The sequence below is a fragment of the Nitrospiraceae bacterium genome (genome assembly GCA_020632595.1).
In the GTDB taxonomy this organism is placed as follows: domain Bacteria; phylum Nitrospirota; class Nitrospiria; order Nitrospirales; family UBA8639; genus Nitrospira_E.
In genome coordinates, this window is the sequence record JACKFF010000001.1 from 439,710 (window position 1) to 456,378 (window position 16,669).

The window sequence follows — 16,669 nt, forward strand, 5'->3', positions numbered from 1 at the left end:
AGAATCGTGGGTATTGCCGTGGCTTTGGGAAATCCTTCATCCCCCCCACCCTTCTTAGTCAATTCAATACCGGTCAATCCCTCCCGCCTTTCCAGCTCAGCACCTTGCAGGGCGCAAAAATCCATCCGAATGAATGGGAAGGACGAGTTCCCATCTTGAATTTTTGGCCACCTGATGTTGACCTTTTAAAGAAGAAATGCCGTCTTTGGAACGTCTTAGTCAGAAGCGCTCTCCAAATCAATGAGCCATTCTGGCAGTCACCACCGACATTCGCCCAGGAAAAATGGAATCATTTTGGCAGCAACTCGGCTTACATTTCGATCTCCTCCTGGATGAACAGGATGAACGCTCTCAAACGCGAATGGCCAGAAATCGCGCCACAACTGTGATCGTAGATACCCACAGCCAAGCTGAACCAATGAATCCTATGACCAAGGGAGTTGGATAGCCCTGAATCCCTCCCGTTCATCAAACACCTCTTCAACCCGAAGTCCATGCGCCAACGCCTTCAACCGATTGCCCTCCTGACCTCAAGCCTGTTTCTCGCCATGCTCCTGGCTTCCACGGTGTGCATGTCCGTGCAGGACCTCTCTCACGAATCGCAGCAATCCCATCACAGCAATACGAAACCTCTTCATGGGATGCTTTGCAACTGGGCCTGCCACATCGGAAAACTTTCGTCAACGTCACTCATCACCTCTCCATCATGGCATTCGCCATCACAGGAAGTGGGCGCCGTCCTTTCTGTCTATGCCCAACCTGGCGTACGCCCTTCTCTTCCGAATAAATCTGCCAGAGCTCCTCCACGCATCTTCTTGTCCCGTTTTTTCTAAATGATTTTCAAGGCTCCGTTGTGAGTTGCGGGAGATTCACGCCTCCTTCCCCATACTCATGAATCCGAACCTGGGTCTCACCCGCAAATTCCTTCAGGAAGCCTAATTTTTAGTTGCTGGCCGCATGCATAGCCGGTTGGCTCATGCATGTTCTATTTATTTTTTTGTAAGGAGAGTATCTTGTGAAACAGTTTCTTTCAGTCTGTCAGTGGAATTGGTCATGGCGTTTTTGCATAGTCCTCTTGAGCCTTTCCCAAATTCTTAGCGTCTCATCCCCAACGTTCGCTGCATCAATCGACACTTCTCAGGTGAGCCAAGAATCCCTTCTTCAGCAACAACAGGAGCTGGAGGGAGAACTCGATCACGTCAACAGCAGGCTAGAAGAAATCAGGAAACAACTTAGGGAATTACATCACATACCTGCTTCCCAACAAACCGATGAACAACGCCAGAAACAGGCGACCCTCCAGGAGGAGGAAGTGGTGACACTCGAAGAGATGAGTATTGTCAGCACCCGGATTTTAAAACGTCCCGAAGGCCTGACACTATCCTCCACCCCTCAATCGGAAACCGAATCCCAACCGACCCGAACGATGAAAGAATCCATGGAATCTCTTCCCGGCGTGGTACTCCGCCAGGCTAATGGACCCAGGGACTTCAGTATTTCCATTCGAGGATCCGGAATTAAAACGGCCTTCGCCATCCGGGATATCAAAGTCTATGAAGATGGCTTTCAGCAAACGCAGTCGGACGGATTGTCACGACTCGATATCCAGGACCCGTGGTTTATGCGATCGACCGAAGTGATTCGAGGAGCGGCTTCCTCGCTGTATGATAATTATGCCCTCGGCGGGATGGTGCATTTTAAAACCCGGCGGGGAAGTGACATCAATGGAGTCGAGGGGTTTTTTGCCGGAGGATCATACGGATATAACAAACAGGCGGGCGCGTTCGGCCAACACTGGAAGAATCTTGATGTATCGTTATTTGCCAGTAACGCCGCTGAAAACGGGTATATCGATCATAGTGGATATAACACCCAAACGTTGAATTTGAATTTCCGCTTTACCATTGACGAAAAACAGAGTCTTTACGTCAAAGCCATCACCAACTGGCTGGACACGAAGGTGCCGACCCGGCTGACCAAGAGCCAATTTAATGCAAACGATCGTCAGGCCGGAACTGGAACGAAAGCAAGGGATCAATCTCGCCTCGACCGCCGTACTATTATCGGATTAATGTATGAACGGCAGTTGACACCCAACCTCATCTTGACGACAGAAGGGGATTATGACGTCAAGGATATCAACCAGTATTTCAATCAAATCTTCGATAATGTGAATACCAATTGGAAACATTATACCGATTTGCGCCATACCGGCCACATCTCAGGCATGCCGCTGAACAGCTATCTCGGGTTTTTTGTCAATAACATGGAACAGGAGGGTCAGACCTTCCAAAATTTAAATAACGGCCAGGGGACACGAGGCACATTGATCCAGAATAACCGGGGAACCATTCGAAATATCGGGGGACGGTTCCGCGAAGAGCTGACATTTTTACCGAACTGGACCCTCGCCGCCGGGCTGGGATTTGAACAGTCAATCGTAAGCATCCAGACAATTAATTATACCAATGGGCAGGTCTCCAGCCGTCCCAGCACCACCAAAACCTACTATAACTGGGCTCCTGAAATGTCACTGACGTGGAAACCCAGAGCAGGCTATCGGCATTGGATCAGGGGTTCCACCGGATATGGCATCCCGCAATTCAGCAATTTAACCCGAAACCCCCTCACAGGTCTTCCCGGCTCCAATTTTGACTTGAAGCCCCAAAAAAATGTGAACGTGGAATTTGGTCACGAAGCCCAGCTTCATAATACCTTCAATGTCCAACTTGTGGGCTTCTGGATCTTCTTTCGCGATGAAATTATTTCGCAAAACATTTCAGGTACGAACACGGCCTCCACCAATGCCGACTCTTCCGAATATCGGGGTGTCGAGGTCTCTGCGGATTGGCGACCGATACCCGGTTGGCAATTCCACGGTGCCTACACCCACATTGATGCCAAGTACATCAATTTCACGGACCGGTATCTGGTGAATGGGGTGGCCACCGATGTCAAACAGGACGGCAATGACGTCCCCAACGTTCCTTCGGATGTCCTCAACATGAAGATCATGTATGATGATGCAAAGAACGATTGGGGAGCCTGGGTCGAGTCCAATTATTACAACAGCTACTTTCTGAACAATGGCAATACCGTGGGAATTCCTTCCTACTGGGTCCTGAACGTCAATCTTCACAAGACCTTTACCTTCAACAATGACTGGGTTCGCTTTGCGAAGTTCTTTTTCGAAGTGAACAACATCGCGAACAAGACTTACGCAGCGTCCGGTCAAGTCGTGTCGGACTCCACACCCGATGCCGACAAGCAACTGTTTTTTGCCGGGTATGGGCGCTCTTTCTACGGAGGCGTGACAATCGGAGTATTCTAGATACTCCACCGTTGCCTCCGGATGGTCAGTCATGGGTGAGGGAGGCTGGAGTGCCCCCTCCCCTGGCCGATCGCCGACCTCAACGCTTCACCTGAATTTTCGCTAAAAAAAAAGACGGATCACTGGATATGACCCGTCTTTTTATCTCTGAAATTGAGAAAAATTTAATGGCCCTGTTGGAGATGCTTCAAAGCTTCCTGACTATGCTCGCCCGCAACCTCGCCGTGTCCCTGTTTGCCATGGTCCACCGCTTCCCCGAGATGACTAATGCCTTCATCGACATGGGCATTGGCACCTTCTTGCTTGGCCGCATCGGCATGCGAAAGGGCCTCCTTTGCATGCTTGGTCGCTTCACCGGCATGTCCCATTTCTCCATGAGCTTTGGCCTCACCGGCATGTCCGATCGCTTCGTGCAAATGCTTGTCGGCCTCCGCCAGTGTGACAGCCGGAACCGCCAAAATGCCCAATACTCCAACATAACCGACAATTCGAATAAATGTAGAGACTGTACTGCTCATGTCTTCCCTCCTTTAATTAATAGGTTACCACCATTCACCAGCCTATTTGGCCCATTCTATCTTTTAACACCATGTTGGTCATAATCCTCTATGCCACGTACATCAACCCACATGTATGACTCTTTACCCGACACACAATGTCAACTGCAAGCTAATTTTAATTTTGTGCCACAAGGACCCCTTATTCATAACTGCGTCGCTCCGGCGTATGTATCATTGTCCACCCCAATCAGATTTTCTGAATTTTCATAGAATGCAATAGAAAATGTGTTGCATGCATGAGCAACCATCTGTAGACGATTTTTATGGCTAGTCCTATACTCCGCCCAAGTCGGACAGCTCTTTATGTGCTTCTGTTGCGACCTGACTCACAAGAAAATTTGAACGGAGGTTAAAGTCTGTTGCTCTTTTGGATGGAAGGTGCGATAGGGAACCCTGACCCCCTAGAAAAACCTTCTTCCTTCTGTGGAGAACGATCGGGATGAAGCCTGGTATCGCCTACCTCCGCTTTTCATCCCGGTCTTCACGGAACTTGAAACCCGCACACGGAAGCATAAAATACATACCGATACATGAATCTACTGACGTGATTTTCTATCACCATATGGTTTCCAAAGGAGGATTTATGATGCGTGGGTCTGTCATTCTTTCAGGGTTTCTTTTGTTCGGCCTCTTGTGTGCCGGATCACCTGTGTTCGCGCTTCAATCGGGTGGCGTTGAAATCGGTGATCTCGAAACAGGCTCTGTGACAGGACAACCCTTTAAACGTCTTGATGTAGATCTCGCATTTACGGCGATGCAGATTGCCGGGAAAAATGTCTGGTACCCGCCGACAGCGATTCTTAGCCTTGTTGCAGGGGGAACCGGAGGACGAGCCGGACGACCGGTATTATTTCAAGTGACCAATACACTGACCACAGACTATACGTTTCATCTTTCAGCTGACTCGGCAATGGCGGGGCCAACATCCTTAAATGTCTCCCTGGTTTTAAAACCAGGAGAAACAAAGTATATCGGCATTCCGACGAGTGATTTGACCTATATCACGGCCAACAATTTATTAATCTATGGCAATCCAGCAGACAAGGGAGGCCTTTCCGGGCAATTACTGGTTATCCGATAAGTCCCAGTGAGGGCCGGCAACCCATACAGCAGATAAGCCCTGCCCTTCATCATGAAGGCAGGGCTTATCTGCGTGAGCAACAGAAGATGGTCACACATTAATAATTAAGAGATGATATCTCTCCTGTTCGAGCCTATTTGTCAGAAGGGCAATACCCTTGGCTGCGTGGCTTTCGTTTTCCATCCCCTGATTCACATTCTGGCAAATCCGCAGGCAATACGATACAATTTTCAATCTTAGTTTTTCTGAATCTGCCCGATTGAAAACCCTTCGACTGAAAGAAGATCCTCATGCTGAATTCGAGTCATGGCATTATCCCTCTCACTCACTCGCACAGCATACCGTGGCAGAGCATCTTCCTATGCCTTTTATTTCTCTGGCCCTTGCCAGCGTCCGGGCACCAGGCTGGAAATTTTTATCGTGACGCCCTTGCAGCCATTGAGAATCAGAATTTCAAGACCGCCCAATCCTTACTTGAACAGGCCATCCAGGAATTTCCTGGTTTTCCCGAAGCCCATCATTTGTATGGTTTGATGAAGTTTCAACTCACCCAACAGCCTGGACAGGCGATTTCCGCCATTCAAGAGGCTATCCGCCTTAATCCGAATTTAGCTCAAGCCCAATATGACTTGGCATTGCTCTTCATTCAGCAAAACGATATGGAAGAAGCTCAAAAAGCCCTTCAGCAGGCCCTCGGTGTCTATCCACGGTTTTGGGAGGCTCGGCTCACACTGGCAAAACTCCTGGATAAGCAGGCACTCACAAATCAGGCTATTCAGGAATACCAGACAGTTCTCACTCAACAACCGTACCAGGAAGAAGCGCTGTATCATCTGGCTATTCAGTTCATGCAAGCTCAGGATTACGACCAGGCACAGGCCCTCCTTACCCAATTGACAGAACACCACCCACACCAGACAGACGGATGGTTATTGCTTGGCCGGATTGCGGAGCGGCAGAATCAACCCTCACAGGCCTTAGATGCTTACCAACAAGTGATTCAAATTAATCCGGAACAGCCGGAAGCCCACTACAATCTTGGATTTCTTTACCAGCAACAAGGAAACCCGTCAAAAGCCATTGAGCATTTCCGACGCGTCAGTGAACTCAAGCCCCAGGATGCCGAGGCCTTTCTCAACCTTGGGGTCCTTTTCGCAGGAAACCATCAGTTCGTGGAGGCAGAACAAGCATATCTCGCAGGAATCGCCTTGCAACCGAATTCCCTTGAGGGCCATTTTAATCTTGGCGCCTTTTACGAATTCCACAAAAAGGATCTTCTTCAAGCACGAATCCACTACCGGAAATACCTAGACCTTGGCGGAACGGACACTCGAATCCAACAATTGCTTAACCAACTTGAGCAATAGATCATTCCCATTCGCTCAAGAAATTTCCCGCATTCTTCTTCAAGACCTCTCCTGCCGAACCACTTGCGATCCACTCCATTATCTTCGTCATCCCGTATTCTACCTCCTTAGGCTCATGGGCTTCGCTCGTAAACCCTTACAAATTCTCAAAGGGGCACTTCTAAAAACAGTCGAGGTAGCGTGTTTGCTCCGCTGTCACTGGGCTAGGCATGCCATCGGGAAGGACCATGAGAAAAGAGCGGGCCTCCTGATTGAGCTTTCTTTGCGTCATGATCGTTCCCCACCCCATGGTTACACCGTTTGCTCTCGACTGACGGTCGTGAGCACCAGAAATCGCTGGAAGTTGTAGGCGAGCTTCTTCAGCCCGATCTTCGCGTGGGCCCGGATCTGGCCAATCGTTCGAATCAGTGTGCCGCCCATCGCCATCGCCTGGTGGCCGAAGATATGTTCAACGCGGGCGCGGATCCGGCTCCGACGCTGATTCGTATGCTGTTGAGCGGGCGTCAAGGGGCTGGCTCGATAGCCTTTGTACTGCATCTTGGACCGCAGCTTCCGCTTCTTGAGTTGCGCTTCGATCTCGTCCGACCGATAGGCCGCATCGCCCCACACGTCCCGTCCGGCGGCCTTGCTCTGCAACACGTCCTCCAGGACTTGACTGTCATGCACGGCGGCATCGGTCACGGTATACCGTCGAATCAGTTTATGCGTCTTATCCACGTTCACATGATTCTTATAGCCAAAGTGACTGACCCCATGCTTTTTCGTCCAGCGGGCATCCGTATCTTTCTGCCGTCGCTTCGCAGGCTGCGCCTCCCACTCTGCCGGGCACTCCCCGGCCTGCACGGTCGCGTTTTCCTCCCGCGTATTCCGTTGCTTGGGCACCGGGACCAGCGAGGCATCAATGAGTTGGCCCCCGCGGGCTTGTACCCCCGGGGCCGCCAGATAGGTGTCAAATTGCTTGAAGAGCTTCTCCACGACGCCGGCCTGCGCCAACGTCTCCCGGAATAGCCAGATGGTCTTCGCATCGGGAATCCGCTGATGCAGGTCGAGGCCCAAGAAGCGCATGAAGGAGAGCCGATCGCGAATCTGGTATTCCGTTTGGTCATCGGATAAGTTATAGAGGGCTTGCAGCACGAGGATTTTAAACATCAGAATCGCATCAAACGGTGGTCGGCCTCCCTTGGTCCGCTTTGACCGACGAAGACTTTTCTCCAGCATCTTGCCAAAGCCAGCCCAGGGGATCTGTTGGGCGAGGTGTTCTAAGGGATCGCCCTTCGCCGTAAGCGCATCGTAGCGGTGAGTTAAATCAAAGAAACCAAGTTGGTCCGATGTATCCATGTGCGATCCTCCTTGGACCAGACTTATGCCAGAATCTCACAAAATTGTCAGCAGTTTTTAGAGATGCCCAAAGTTCATTCACAACCATCTCATCTTTTCAAACCATATATCTAATTCATCTCCTGAAATCAGATGACCACAATTGGCCTTAAACAAGGGGCAGGAAACAAAGTTTTTTTTCAAAATGACCTGTTTGGAATTTTCGAAAAGTACTCTTTTTCAAGCACAAATAGCCACAAAAGGTGAAAACCTAGCCATTTGTGCAGTATTTCCAATCGGCAAGTTTTTCAAGATTCAGTCGATATTCTCCTACCAAAGAACCTCCGCGTTGAATCAGTGAAAAATGGGAAATTGGTGTGAGGTTTGGGAGGTTATTGATCCTTTTATCCAGGGAGACATGGAAAATGGGACGCGAATCAATCAAAGGATTACAGAATCCGTTATGCAATCAACAGGGTGCCTACATCCTGATTACAGGTATCACTGTCGTGGCTCTGTTTGGGTTTGCAGCCCTGGGGATTGAAGTTGGACGGTGGTATGCCATCCAGGGAGAAATGAGTAAAGCGATCGATGGGGCCGCCTTTGCTGGTGCCAAGAATGTGAACAATCCCAACATTACGGACCTCCACGGGTTTGTCCAACAAGTGGCTCAAGCCAACTTTCCTCCAGGACTGTTAGGGACGGACACACCAACGTTCTTAGTTTCCGACGACGGAAACGGGAAAATTACTGTGCAAGGCGCCACGAATTCCATCAATTCACTCTCAAGAGTCGTTGAGGGAAGCCATGGTACGACTGCAATCGCAGCAGACGGATCCGCCAAACTCCGTAACGCGGAAATCGCCTTAGTTCTTGACGTGTCGGGATCAATGGGAGGCAGCCCCATCAGCGATCTGAAAGATGGAGCCAATAGCTTTGTACAAAATTTCACCGATCAGGAATCTGACAATAGATTCGCATTATTGACCTTTGCCACAGGCGTCCAAAAACCATTTCCTATGGACCACGGATACGTCTCCCCTATGACTTCAGCCATTAACGGATTGAGTGCCGGTGGGGGAACCAATGCCGAAGATGCGTTAGCTCAAGCCTTGACCCTTCCGTGGTCCGATCAATCCGGTATTCCTGCGAATGAGCGCACCAAACAAGTTGTCATTTTTTTCTCCGATGGAAATCCATCAGCCTTCCGAGGCCAGTTTAAACATGAAGGGGTGACTTTTGATGGAGTGGCGGCTTTGGACGGAGGCTATGCCAGTGTGTATTCCTATATGGGATATCCTAATCCACAGGCATCCTACGACAGTTCATTTAGAATCAATTTGACCGGGGATGGGAAAAAAACAGGAACATCTTGTTCTCCGCAAAAGATAAATAACGTATGGTATTACTCGGTCAAATGGTACATTTTTCAAGATAGCACATATGGATTGAATAGCTTCGGCCCAACTTACGGGATGAATACTGAACACTGTGCTATGACCAATCCTACCCCCTTGGGAGACTATGTGAACTACCTGGTTCGTCAAATGGCCATAGACAATGCACAGGCCATCAAAAACAACGGAATTGAAATTTATACCATCGGCTTGGGGAATATAGACCAAAACTTCTTGAGTGCTCTCTCCAGTGGGCCGAAATTTGTCTATTACACCCCTGACTCATCAGAACTGGAAGGGATTTTCCAACAAATTGCCAATATCCTTAAACTTGTCCTTATTAGTTAAGCAACCACGATGCCACACAATGGCAGACACAACACGGACTGGGATAGTGGGTCCACATGCAGGAGGGTTCCCCAATGAACAGCTTGATCAGGTCTTTTCGGAAACTGATGTCTCCATGCCAGACCGAATCGGGAATCTCGGCTGTGGAAGTGGGAGCGACCATGCTGGTGTTTCTCACCGCTCTCTTTGCCGTAGCGGAAATGGGTTGGTTTTTTGTGCACCAGAATACTCTCACGTCTGCAGTACGAGAGGGCATTCGTATTGGAACCGTTGGTGCGACTTCAGTCGATGGCAATGGGAATGCCTTATCCCGGGAGGACTCAATTAAACAGGCAATTCAGCAAAGTGCCTCAGCAGTCATGGATATCGACCCGTCAAACATTTTCATTTTCCCCGTTGATGCCGATTGGACCGATCCCGATGATCCGGCTGTGGTTGGAACGGCAAGTGCCGGCGCTGCTGGAGCTTTTATGCGGGTCAGAGTAAATTTCACCCATCAATTTTTCACACAATTGATCGGTGGTTTATTTGGACCAGGTGATACCATTGTCATTTCGTCCGAGGGAACCTATCGCAATGAAAATTTCATCTTAGGAGGCGGCTCATGATGGCATCATTGTTACAGACAGGGCGGAATGAACGGGGAACCGCTTCCATCGAACTCGCCTTTTCCCTCATGATTTTCCTCTTCGTTGCATTTGGCATCGTCGAATACGGAAGCATCATTAATGAACGCAATGCCCTCACACAGCTTGCCAGAGAGGGGGCAAGCTTAGCCTCGCGAAACTTGACGACCAACCAGAACATGATGGACCTTCTCGGCTCCACCGACAATGCCCTGGATTTTAAAAATCATCCATCCAAATATCATATCTACCTAGCCCAAATCACCGCTGGGACCGTCGCGAACAATAACCCAACCTGTACGATCGTTGAGCAAGGGGGCTTTAATGGAGCCGGGGTTACGCCTCCGGCCCTTCCGAATTGTGATTTACCCCAAAATCTTTATGACTATTTGGTGTATGTGCCCGGTACCGGTGCAACAGTTCAACAATTTACCGTGGTAAAAGTCTATTATGAACATGATCCAATGACCCCTGTCGGGGCACTAGCAGCTCAATTTGGATGGGCGGGCAATCTGGGAGATAGCGTGACCTTGTTTAGCCGGGCAATTTTTTAATCTATCCCGTCAGAAGTTTATTCAGGAACATTCTGACGCACCCTTCTCGGTCCTTCCTCATACCTTTCGCCTCTGAAATGGGAATGCGTAAAACCCAGGTCAGTAATGAAATATTACCGTTCAGATCTTTAAGAAGTTTTTAAAGATTAAACGATATGCGACCCTGCACAAGCCAGCCAAACACCCCCTAAATGGTTTACAGCCTGAGAACCCCTGGCAAGGACAAGCATTAAAAATGGGTTCGCTTCACAATGTTGGGGTTAATTTGCCCTATTTCTTCGTTGTTCAATAAGACTCTTAATCGTAGATCTGACCACCTGCAAATTGGTCGAATCCACGCGAATAGTCTTGCCATGTTCGAGCCTGTTTAAGGGCTCTTCTTTGGTTTTTTGCTCCTCCATGACTCCAACCGTTGCGTCAGAGGCGTCAGTCTGTTGCTTGGCCCGACTTGCTATTCGATCCACCAACACCTCGTCCGGCGCCCAAACGTCAAATATGACAACATCCACGTGCCGTTCCTGAGCAAGTCGGATGAATGATTGTCTTTGGGCCCCCTCAAGGAATGTAGCATCCACAATGACGGAATAGCCCGCCTGCAAGATGGTATTTGCAAGATCCCTTAACCGCACATAGGTCACACGAGTCATGTCTGACCCGTACAAGCTCTTTGAGGTTGTATGATCAACGACGATTTTACATTGTTCGGCATGAATCCGTTTCCGTTCCACATCAGACCGTATCCGCAGGGCACCCAAGGCTTTCACCAATTCAGTGGAGACCGTCGTCTTCCCAGTCCCCGATACTCCATGCATCAGCATCAACATGGGAGGAGCAGGCATCATCAATCGATGGGCCAACTCCACGTATCGGATTATTTCTTTAAGGATATCCTCCTGTACCGGGCCTCCTGTTTCGACCTGAGCCAGACGCAAGCCAGCCACTTTAGCTCGAACGAGTGCCCGATACACCTCATACAGCCGGAACACACTCATTCCAGCATAGTCACCAGTCACTTCCAGATAACAGTTTAAAAACCAATAGGCCAAGTCCATTCGGTTTTTGCTCTCTAAATCCATGACCAAAAACGCGACTTCACTGATGACATCAATCCAACGCAATCCTGGTTTAAACTCCAAAGCATCAAACACACAGATTCGGCCCTCAAATAGGGCAATATTTCCCAAATGAAGGTCACCATGACACTCTCGAACCTGCCCTGAAGATTTACGTTCTTTGAGTGTTGGCCTTAATCGCTTCCATTCCTGGATTGTCCATTCCTCGAGATCCTTCATACAGAATTGAATCCGCGCAGGAAGGGCTGCAATAGGAATATCCTCAAAGCACTCTGCTATAGGTCCCCGTACCCTATCCGGCTCTCCATAGGAAAGGGGGTCTCCTGCAGATTCAATCCGGCCATGGAATGTGCCAATATCTATGGCTAGTTGACCGATCAAAGATTCATTCAGGTTACCCGTCTCAAGGAGATGGTAAAACTCCTGATCGGGAGGAAATTGTTTCATTTTGACGGCCCATTCAAAAGGGCTTCCGTCGCCATCCATCCGAGGATCTGATGGAGACCCGGTGATGGAGACCACTCCCAGATAGAGCTGTGAGGCTAACCGTCTGTTGAGACGAACCTCTTCTTCACAAAACCATCTCCGTTTTTCAAGAGTCGAAAAATCGACAAACGAAAACAACACCGGCTTTTTAATTTTGTAAACATACCGACCGGTTAGCAACACCCATGAAATATGCGTTTCCACCACTGTAATCTGACTCACAGGGTGTGAATAACATTTCGGATTCTGTAGCGATACCACTAGCTGAGAAGAAGTCATAGCCATTGAATGAGGGTTATCGGCCACATGAGAGGAGATAACATTACATCCATTCGGATCAAAACCACTGAATGCACTTGCCCATACTACCCAATTTCACGTCTTTCCCCAACCAGGAAAAAGCATCCACTGATGATGAACGTTCATTTGACTTGTGAAGAAAATCCCCGAACAGGTACACTAGGAATAACTGACCAATTATGTTGAGACGAATCAAAATCTTTTTTATTATCATTCTTCTCCTGTTGGTCGGGTCCACCTTGGCTGCCCTCTGGTTCTTACCGGGGACGTTCTCCGCCAAAGGCACGCCGCCTGAGTGGGAAGTGAAAGCTGCCAGGTTCATTCGCCATCTGGCAACTCCCAGCCACTTTCTCAAAATGTCAAACCCCGTCCCTTTTTCTCCTGATAATCTTGCACAAGCTCGACATCATTTTGCCGATCACTGCGCCACCTGCCACGCCAATGATGGAAGCGGGAAAACCCATATGGGTCCGAATTTCTATCCTCCTGTCCCTGACCTCAGGGACCCTGCGATTCAAGCTATGGCTGATGGAGAATTGTTTTATATCATCCATTACGGCATTCGATTTACAGGAATGCCGGCTTGGGGGAAAGGTCTGCCGGAAGAGGATCTCGACAGTTGGAAATTAGTACTACTTATTCGACATTTCCCCAACATCACTCCTGAAGAAATCACGGAGATGAAACAATATAATCCTCTTACCCGGGAAGAACGGGAGCAACAAGAAGCCCTTGATCGATTTTTATCAGGAGAAGATATCTCTCCCCAAGAGCATCATCATTGATTTTATCATCCAAGGAGTCACCATCATGAAATATTTCAGCATTCTGGCCATTTTGTGCTCCATGTTTCTGGCCGCCCCCGTCTGGGCCCATGGCGATGCCTCTCATGTGATGGGAACCGTCACCGAATTGGGAAATGACCATGTGGTGGTCACAACTCCAAAAGGGGAATCCCTAACTCTCGCCTTTCATCCCCAAATTATATTTCAACAAAATGGCATTCATGTCGAGAATGCGCGGCCGCAGGTTGGGGACCGACTGGTGGCCGAGGTTTCAAAAAAGGGCGTCCCTGAAAACCGAGACTGGGTTGCGACCGAAATCACGTTTTCCACACCCAAAAAGAAACCTTGATTGCTAAATACAAATCATGACCAAGAATGAGAAATACAAGTCAATCGCTTTTTTAGGCGAAGGCAAATTTATGCTCCCACCCTGACGGAATGAACAAAAACTTAATCCTTTCTATATCCTCAACATCTTTTGAAGATAATTGCCTTTTCGATCCCCCCAGGATTTTAATCAATTTCCCTGCCTTTAAATACCCATAACAACTTCATGCCCATGACTGAATCACAGATTTATAGCCATGCATCAGAACTCTTTGACGAACAGCCCCAAAAACAAGCAGAACAGGGAGCCGAGATTGAGCAAATGGGCCGAAGTGGATACTCACCTGAATGGAAGCCGGTCTGAGATCTCATACGGGAGAAATGGCACCAGTCCGGTTACCAAAGAAGACTCGTGGGTCAACAGAATCATCAGATGAATCTGGTATATTTGCATCTCTTTATGGTAGAGGAATATGCTGTAAAAAGATGATGAAGGAGAAACTGGTTTTTCTTGTATTCCTTACCCTGCTTTCTGGCACCGGATGCTCTACCCCCTACAGTAGCACCCTTCCTCCAGATCTGGCCGAACAAATCGACCCACAATTGGTGTTCCCACGCATCAAAGAGGATCCTGCCAGCTTCAAGGGAAAACTGATCATACTTGGAGGACAGGTCCTGTCGGCAAAACGATTAAAAGATACAACCCAACTCACGATCCTTCAATTACCCCTCATCAATGATCAGGAACCCACAACCGAACTTACACAATCCCAAGGACGATTTATTGCGGAGCAGAAACAATTTCTAGATCCCGCCACAGTCCCTCCTGGAAGCCGAATCACCCTGACCGGAGAACTGTCCGGCTCCGTCCAACGGAGTCTCGATGAAACCATATATACCTATCCCACTCTCATCATTAAACATTTCAAAATATGGCCAACCTATCCGCCTGATTACGCCCGTTATGGCCCTTATCCTCAACCCTTGTTCTATCCCTACGGGTTTCCGTACTGGGGGGGATATGGCCGGTTTTATCCCTATTATCCTTTTGGATACTGGTAAGACCCTCTCTCCAACCCTCAGCCTCTCTCTCCACTGATTTTCCAAAGAGGCCCAGGTTTTCAAGCACCCCATCATTTTGAAAGATTGGAACCGTCCAAGAACTCCACTATGCCACGGCAACCCGATTCACCATTTATAAATATTAGAATAAAAAAAGGAGGAGGCATGGCCTCCTCCCACAATACTCGGGTATCACAACTTAGTTGAAAAACGAGCAGCGAATTTACAACTTTGTGTCCGGTTGATTGTCCTGGGATGTGGCTTCAGTTGGCATCTCTTCCCCTGACGGGACTTCCACTAAAGGGTCTTCGCTGACAGAGTTTTTTTCACTTGTGGTCTCTTCCATAGGAGGAATTTCCTCCACGACCTTGGCTTCCATTGAAGCGGGAGCGATGACTGCCACGCTATCGAAATCAGCCATTAACCCTATCGTATCCTCTCCTCCGTCTAACAGGAGCGTAATATTCGTGGTATCGTTCCGCCATTCCGCCACCATCTTTAGATGGCCACGAAGCAGGGCTTGTCCCCAGAGACTTTGATCATATTGGTACAAGGAATCTAGCCAGATTTCCTGAACTGATGTCGGCATACCATAGGACTGGGTTATCCAATTTTGCAACGTATGAAAATCTTTCACATAGTCTGCCGCATCATCATGGTTGGGTTCAAATAAATAATTTGCCTGAGCAAGTTGGTCTTCATAAAACGTGTAGGTTAACGACGCGTCAATTCCTTCGATTTGACGACGATATCCTACCCGCTGCTCGTAGGACTCCAATACCGGAGATTGGAGTTCCCAAATTGGTTGCACCGGTTCATTCAGCTTGACTTCCTGGGCATTCATTCCCCACTCCGTACTCCGCCGTTCCAACGTCTGAGGTTGGGCGGGAACGACCGTTTTTTGAATCACGGAAGGTGGCGATTGATGGTGGGTTGGTCCCGCCAGCAACTGACCATTGGAATCCCGGTGACGGGTCAACACTAAATATTCTGAGGCTTCATAGGCAAAACTTGTGGTCAACAGTGTTGTTCCCATCATGATAACTGCGCCCGTCAAAATAGAATGTGTTTTCATAGCGTTTCCCATTGTTCCCCAGGTTTTCAATCGCAAGGAATGATCAGAGGATCCCTGAAAGGATGAATACACAGGTGGATCTCCCGTTATCACGACTCGCTCGTCAATATAGGATAGTGTCGGTTGTTAAGAAGAGAACTTGAGGGAGATGTAGCTGAAACCGCTTATCAGACCAGAGCGAGCCTTCACGATCCCGGCTAGGATGCGAATTATTGAAAAGCAGGACCATTGGAAGAGAAGAATGCATGTTACGGAATAAAGTAGAAAACGTGCAGCTTTGAAGAGATTGAATTGAGCATTCGGTTCAAGTCATTTCGCCTACCCAAGCTATACCAGAGGTGAAAAACCTATCGAGAACAGGAGCAGCCACATGGGACGAAGAGAGAAGAAAGAACAGGCATTAAACTTTGACTGAAAGACTGACAAATACCCCACGACACAGACAGTTAACACCAGGCAATATTGGCAGAGGAACCCCCGCCACTCCCAGTCAATGGCTGTGCAATAATTTCCGCCCAATGCTTTCTCAAATTGTTAAACATCCGAAGATACCCGGTATAAGAATTGGGTTTTTGTATGTATCCATTCACCCCCATCCCGGCGGTATGACAGATGTCCCTTGGGGCTTTTGAGGTGGTCAACACCACAATGGGTATGGATGCCAAAGATGGGTCCTTCTTGATTTCGGTGAGAACCTCCCCTCCGGTCATGTGAGGCAAATTCAAATCCAGGAGAATCACGCTGGGACGTGGCGCGCATTCTCTCCTCAAAAATGGACCACGACAATACAAATAATCAAGCAATTCCGTGCCATCATTCACACACCGTAATTCCTGTCCCACCGGGATCTCGTCCCATGCCTCTTTGATAATCTCACAATCGTCGGGATTATCATCAACAAGCAGAACCGTATGAATAGGCAGCGTCATCATCAGTTTTCTGAAATTAGGGAAACAGGAGATCAAAATCTGTGCGGGGTC

The 16,669-nt window shown here is 48.6% G+C and carries 16 protein-coding genes; 11 read left to right on the forward strand and 5 right to left on the reverse strand.

Annotated elements, in window-relative coordinates; genetic code table 11:
* The first annotated feature begins 283 nt into the window (after positions 1–283).
* From H6750_01980 to H6750_01990, 3 genes are all read left to right on the forward strand, one after another.
* Positions 284–448, forward strand: a complete 165-nt coding sequence (locus H6750_01980; GenBank protein MCB9773080.1) for a hypothetical protein — start codon at positions 284–286, stop codon at positions 446–448.
* Positions 441–833, forward strand: a complete 393-nt coding sequence (locus tag H6750_01985) for a hypothetical protein (GenBank protein ID MCB9773081.1) — start codon at positions 441–443, stop codon at positions 831–833. The genes H6750_01980 and H6750_01985 overlap by 8 nt, the downstream gene beginning before the upstream one ends.
* A gap of 497 nt (positions 834–1,330) precedes the next feature.
* Positions 1,331–3,331, forward strand: a complete 2,001-nt coding sequence (locus H6750_01990; GenBank protein MCB9773082.1) for a TonB-dependent receptor — start codon at positions 1,331–1,333, stop codon at positions 3,329–3,331.
* A 164-nt stretch (positions 3,332–3,495) separates the two neighbouring features.
* On the opposite strand, the gene H6750_01995 is transcribed toward H6750_01990, so the two are convergent.
* Positions 3,496–3,849: a metal-binding protein SmbP gene (locus H6750_01995; protein MCB9773083.1), complete on the reverse strand. Its 354-nt coding sequence runs from the start codon at positions 3,847–3,849 to the stop codon at positions 3,496–3,498.
* Between the two features lie 625 nt (positions 3,850–4,474).
* Here H6750_01995 and H6750_02000 point away from each other — a divergent pair.
* Together H6750_02000 and H6750_02005 are read left to right on the forward strand one after the other, a co-directional pair.
* A complete protein-coding gene (locus tag H6750_02000) occupies positions 4,475–4,972 on the forward strand; it encodes a hypothetical protein (protein MCB9773084.1) in 498 nt (165 codons plus the stop codon).
* Positions 4,973–5,262: 290 nt separating this feature from the next.
* Positions 5,263–6,339 (forward strand): tetratricopeptide repeat protein, encoded by a 1,077-nt coding sequence (locus tag H6750_02005; GenBank protein MCB9773085.1) that lies wholly within the window; start codon positions 5,263–5,265, stop codon positions 6,337–6,339.
* Positions 6,340–6,630: 291 nt separating this feature from the next.
* On the opposite strand, the gene H6750_02010 is transcribed toward H6750_02005, so the two are convergent.
* Positions 6,631–7,677, reverse strand: coding sequence for an IS5 family transposase (locus H6750_02010; protein ID MCB9773086.1), 1,047 nt, complete (start codon positions 7,675–7,677; stop codon positions 6,631–6,633).
* A gap of 404 nt (positions 7,678–8,081) precedes the next feature.
* Here H6750_02010 and H6750_02015 point away from each other — a divergent pair, with 404 nt between their 5' ends.
* From H6750_02015 to H6750_02025, 3 genes are all read left to right on the forward strand, one after another.
* Entirely contained in the window at positions 8,082–9,401 is a 1,320-nt protein-coding gene (locus H6750_02015; protein MCB9773087.1) for a VWA domain-containing protein, read from the forward strand.
* A 74-nt stretch (positions 9,402–9,475) separates the two neighbouring features.
* Positions 9,476–10,009: a pilus assembly protein gene (locus H6750_02020; GenBank protein ID MCB9773088.1), complete on the forward strand. Its 534-nt coding sequence runs from the start codon at positions 9,476–9,478 to the stop codon at positions 10,007–10,009.
* Entirely contained in the window at positions 10,006–10,581 is a 576-nt protein-coding gene (locus H6750_02025; protein ID MCB9773089.1) for a pilus assembly protein, read from the forward strand. Before H6750_02020 ends, H6750_02025 begins: the two co-directional genes overlap by 4 nt.
* 260 nt (positions 10,582–10,841) lie before the next feature.
* Here H6750_02025 and H6750_02030 read toward each other — a convergent pair whose 3' ends face one another.
* A complete protein-coding gene (locus H6750_02030) occupies positions 10,842–12,362 on the reverse strand; it encodes an AAA family ATPase (GenBank protein ID MCB9773090.1) in 1,521 nt (506 codons plus the stop codon).
* Positions 12,363–12,619: 257 nt separating this feature from the next.
* On the opposite strand from H6750_02030, the gene H6750_02035 reads away from it, so the two are divergent.
* From H6750_02035 to H6750_02045, 3 genes are all read left to right on the forward strand, one after another.
* Positions 12,620–13,225, forward strand: a complete 606-nt coding sequence (locus H6750_02035; protein MCB9773091.1) for a cytochrome c — start codon at positions 12,620–12,622, stop codon at positions 13,223–13,225.
* 25 nt (positions 13,226–13,250) lie between these two features.
* A complete protein-coding gene (locus H6750_02040; GenBank protein ID MCB9773092.1) occupies positions 13,251–13,574 on the forward strand; it encodes a hypothetical protein in 324 nt (107 codons plus the stop codon).
* 464 nt (positions 13,575–14,038) lie between these two features.
* Positions 14,039–14,614, forward strand: coding sequence for a Slp family lipoprotein (locus H6750_02045; protein ID MCB9773093.1), 576 nt, complete (start codon positions 14,039–14,041; stop codon positions 14,612–14,614).
* A 223-nt stretch (positions 14,615–14,837) separates the two neighbouring features.
* Here H6750_02045 and H6750_02050 read toward each other — a convergent pair whose 3' ends face one another.
* Complete coding sequence (locus H6750_02050) at positions 14,838–15,689, reverse strand: hypothetical protein (protein MCB9773094.1); 852 nt, start codon at positions 15,687–15,689, stop codon at positions 14,838–14,840.
* Between the two features lie 446 nt (positions 15,690–16,135).
* Positions 16,136–16,621: a response regulator gene (locus H6750_02055; GenBank protein ID MCB9773095.1), complete on the reverse strand. Its 486-nt coding sequence runs from the start codon at positions 16,619–16,621 to the stop codon at positions 16,136–16,138.
* Positions 16,622–16,669 lie beyond the last annotated feature (48 nt).

What these genes read in the sequence shown, in the direction of transcription:
- H6750_02020 (MCB9773088.1), top strand. Translation starts at nt 9,476, where the DNA reads ATGAACAGCTTGATCAGGTCTTTTCGGAAACTGATGTCTCCATGCCAG.
- H6750_02005 (MCB9773085.1), top strand. Translation starts at nt 5,263, where the DNA reads ATGCTGAATTCGAGTCATGGCATTATCCCTCTCACTCACTCGCACAGC.
- H6750_01990 (MCB9773082.1), top strand. Translation starts at nt 1,331, where the DNA reads ATGAGTATTGTCAGCACCCGGATTTTAAAACGTCCCGAAGGCCTGACA.
- H6750_02010 (MCB9773086.1), bottom strand. Translation starts at nt 7,677, where the DNA reads ATGGATACATCGGACCAACTTGGTTTCTTTGATTTAACTCACCGCTAC.
- H6750_02035 (MCB9773091.1), top strand. Translation starts at nt 12,620, where the DNA reads ATGTTGAGACGAATCAAAATCTTTTTTATTATCATTCTTCTCCTGTTG.
- H6750_02000 (MCB9773084.1), top strand. Translation starts at nt 4,475, where the DNA reads ATGATGCGTGGGTCTGTCATTCTTTCAGGGTTTCTTTTGTTCGGCCTC.
- H6750_02045 (MCB9773093.1), top strand. Translation starts at nt 14,039, where the DNA reads ATGATGAAGGAGAAACTGGTTTTTCTTGTATTCCTTACCCTGCTTTCT.
- H6750_02050 (MCB9773094.1), bottom strand. Translation starts at nt 15,689, where the DNA reads ATGAAAACACATTCTATTTTGACGGGCGCAGTTATCATGATGGGAACA.
- H6750_01995 (MCB9773083.1), bottom strand. Translation starts at nt 3,849, where the DNA reads ATGAGCAGTACAGTCTCTACATTTATTCGAATTGTCGGTTATGTTGGA.
- H6750_01980 (MCB9773080.1), top strand. Translation starts at nt 284, where the DNA reads ATGGAATCATTTTGGCAGCAACTCGGCTTACATTTCGATCTCCTCCTG.
- H6750_02025 (MCB9773089.1), top strand. Translation starts at nt 10,006, where the DNA reads ATGATGGCATCATTGTTACAGACAGGGCGGAATGAACGGGGAACCGCT.
- H6750_02015 (MCB9773087.1), top strand. Translation starts at nt 8,082, where the DNA reads ATGGGACGCGAATCAATCAAAGGATTACAGAATCCGTTATGCAATCAA.
- H6750_02040 (MCB9773092.1), top strand. Translation starts at nt 13,251, where the DNA reads ATGAAATATTTCAGCATTCTGGCCATTTTGTGCTCCATGTTTCTGGCC.
- H6750_02055 (MCB9773095.1), bottom strand. Translation starts at nt 16,621, where the DNA reads ATGATGACGCTGCCTATTCATACGGTTCTGCTTGTTGATGATAATCCC.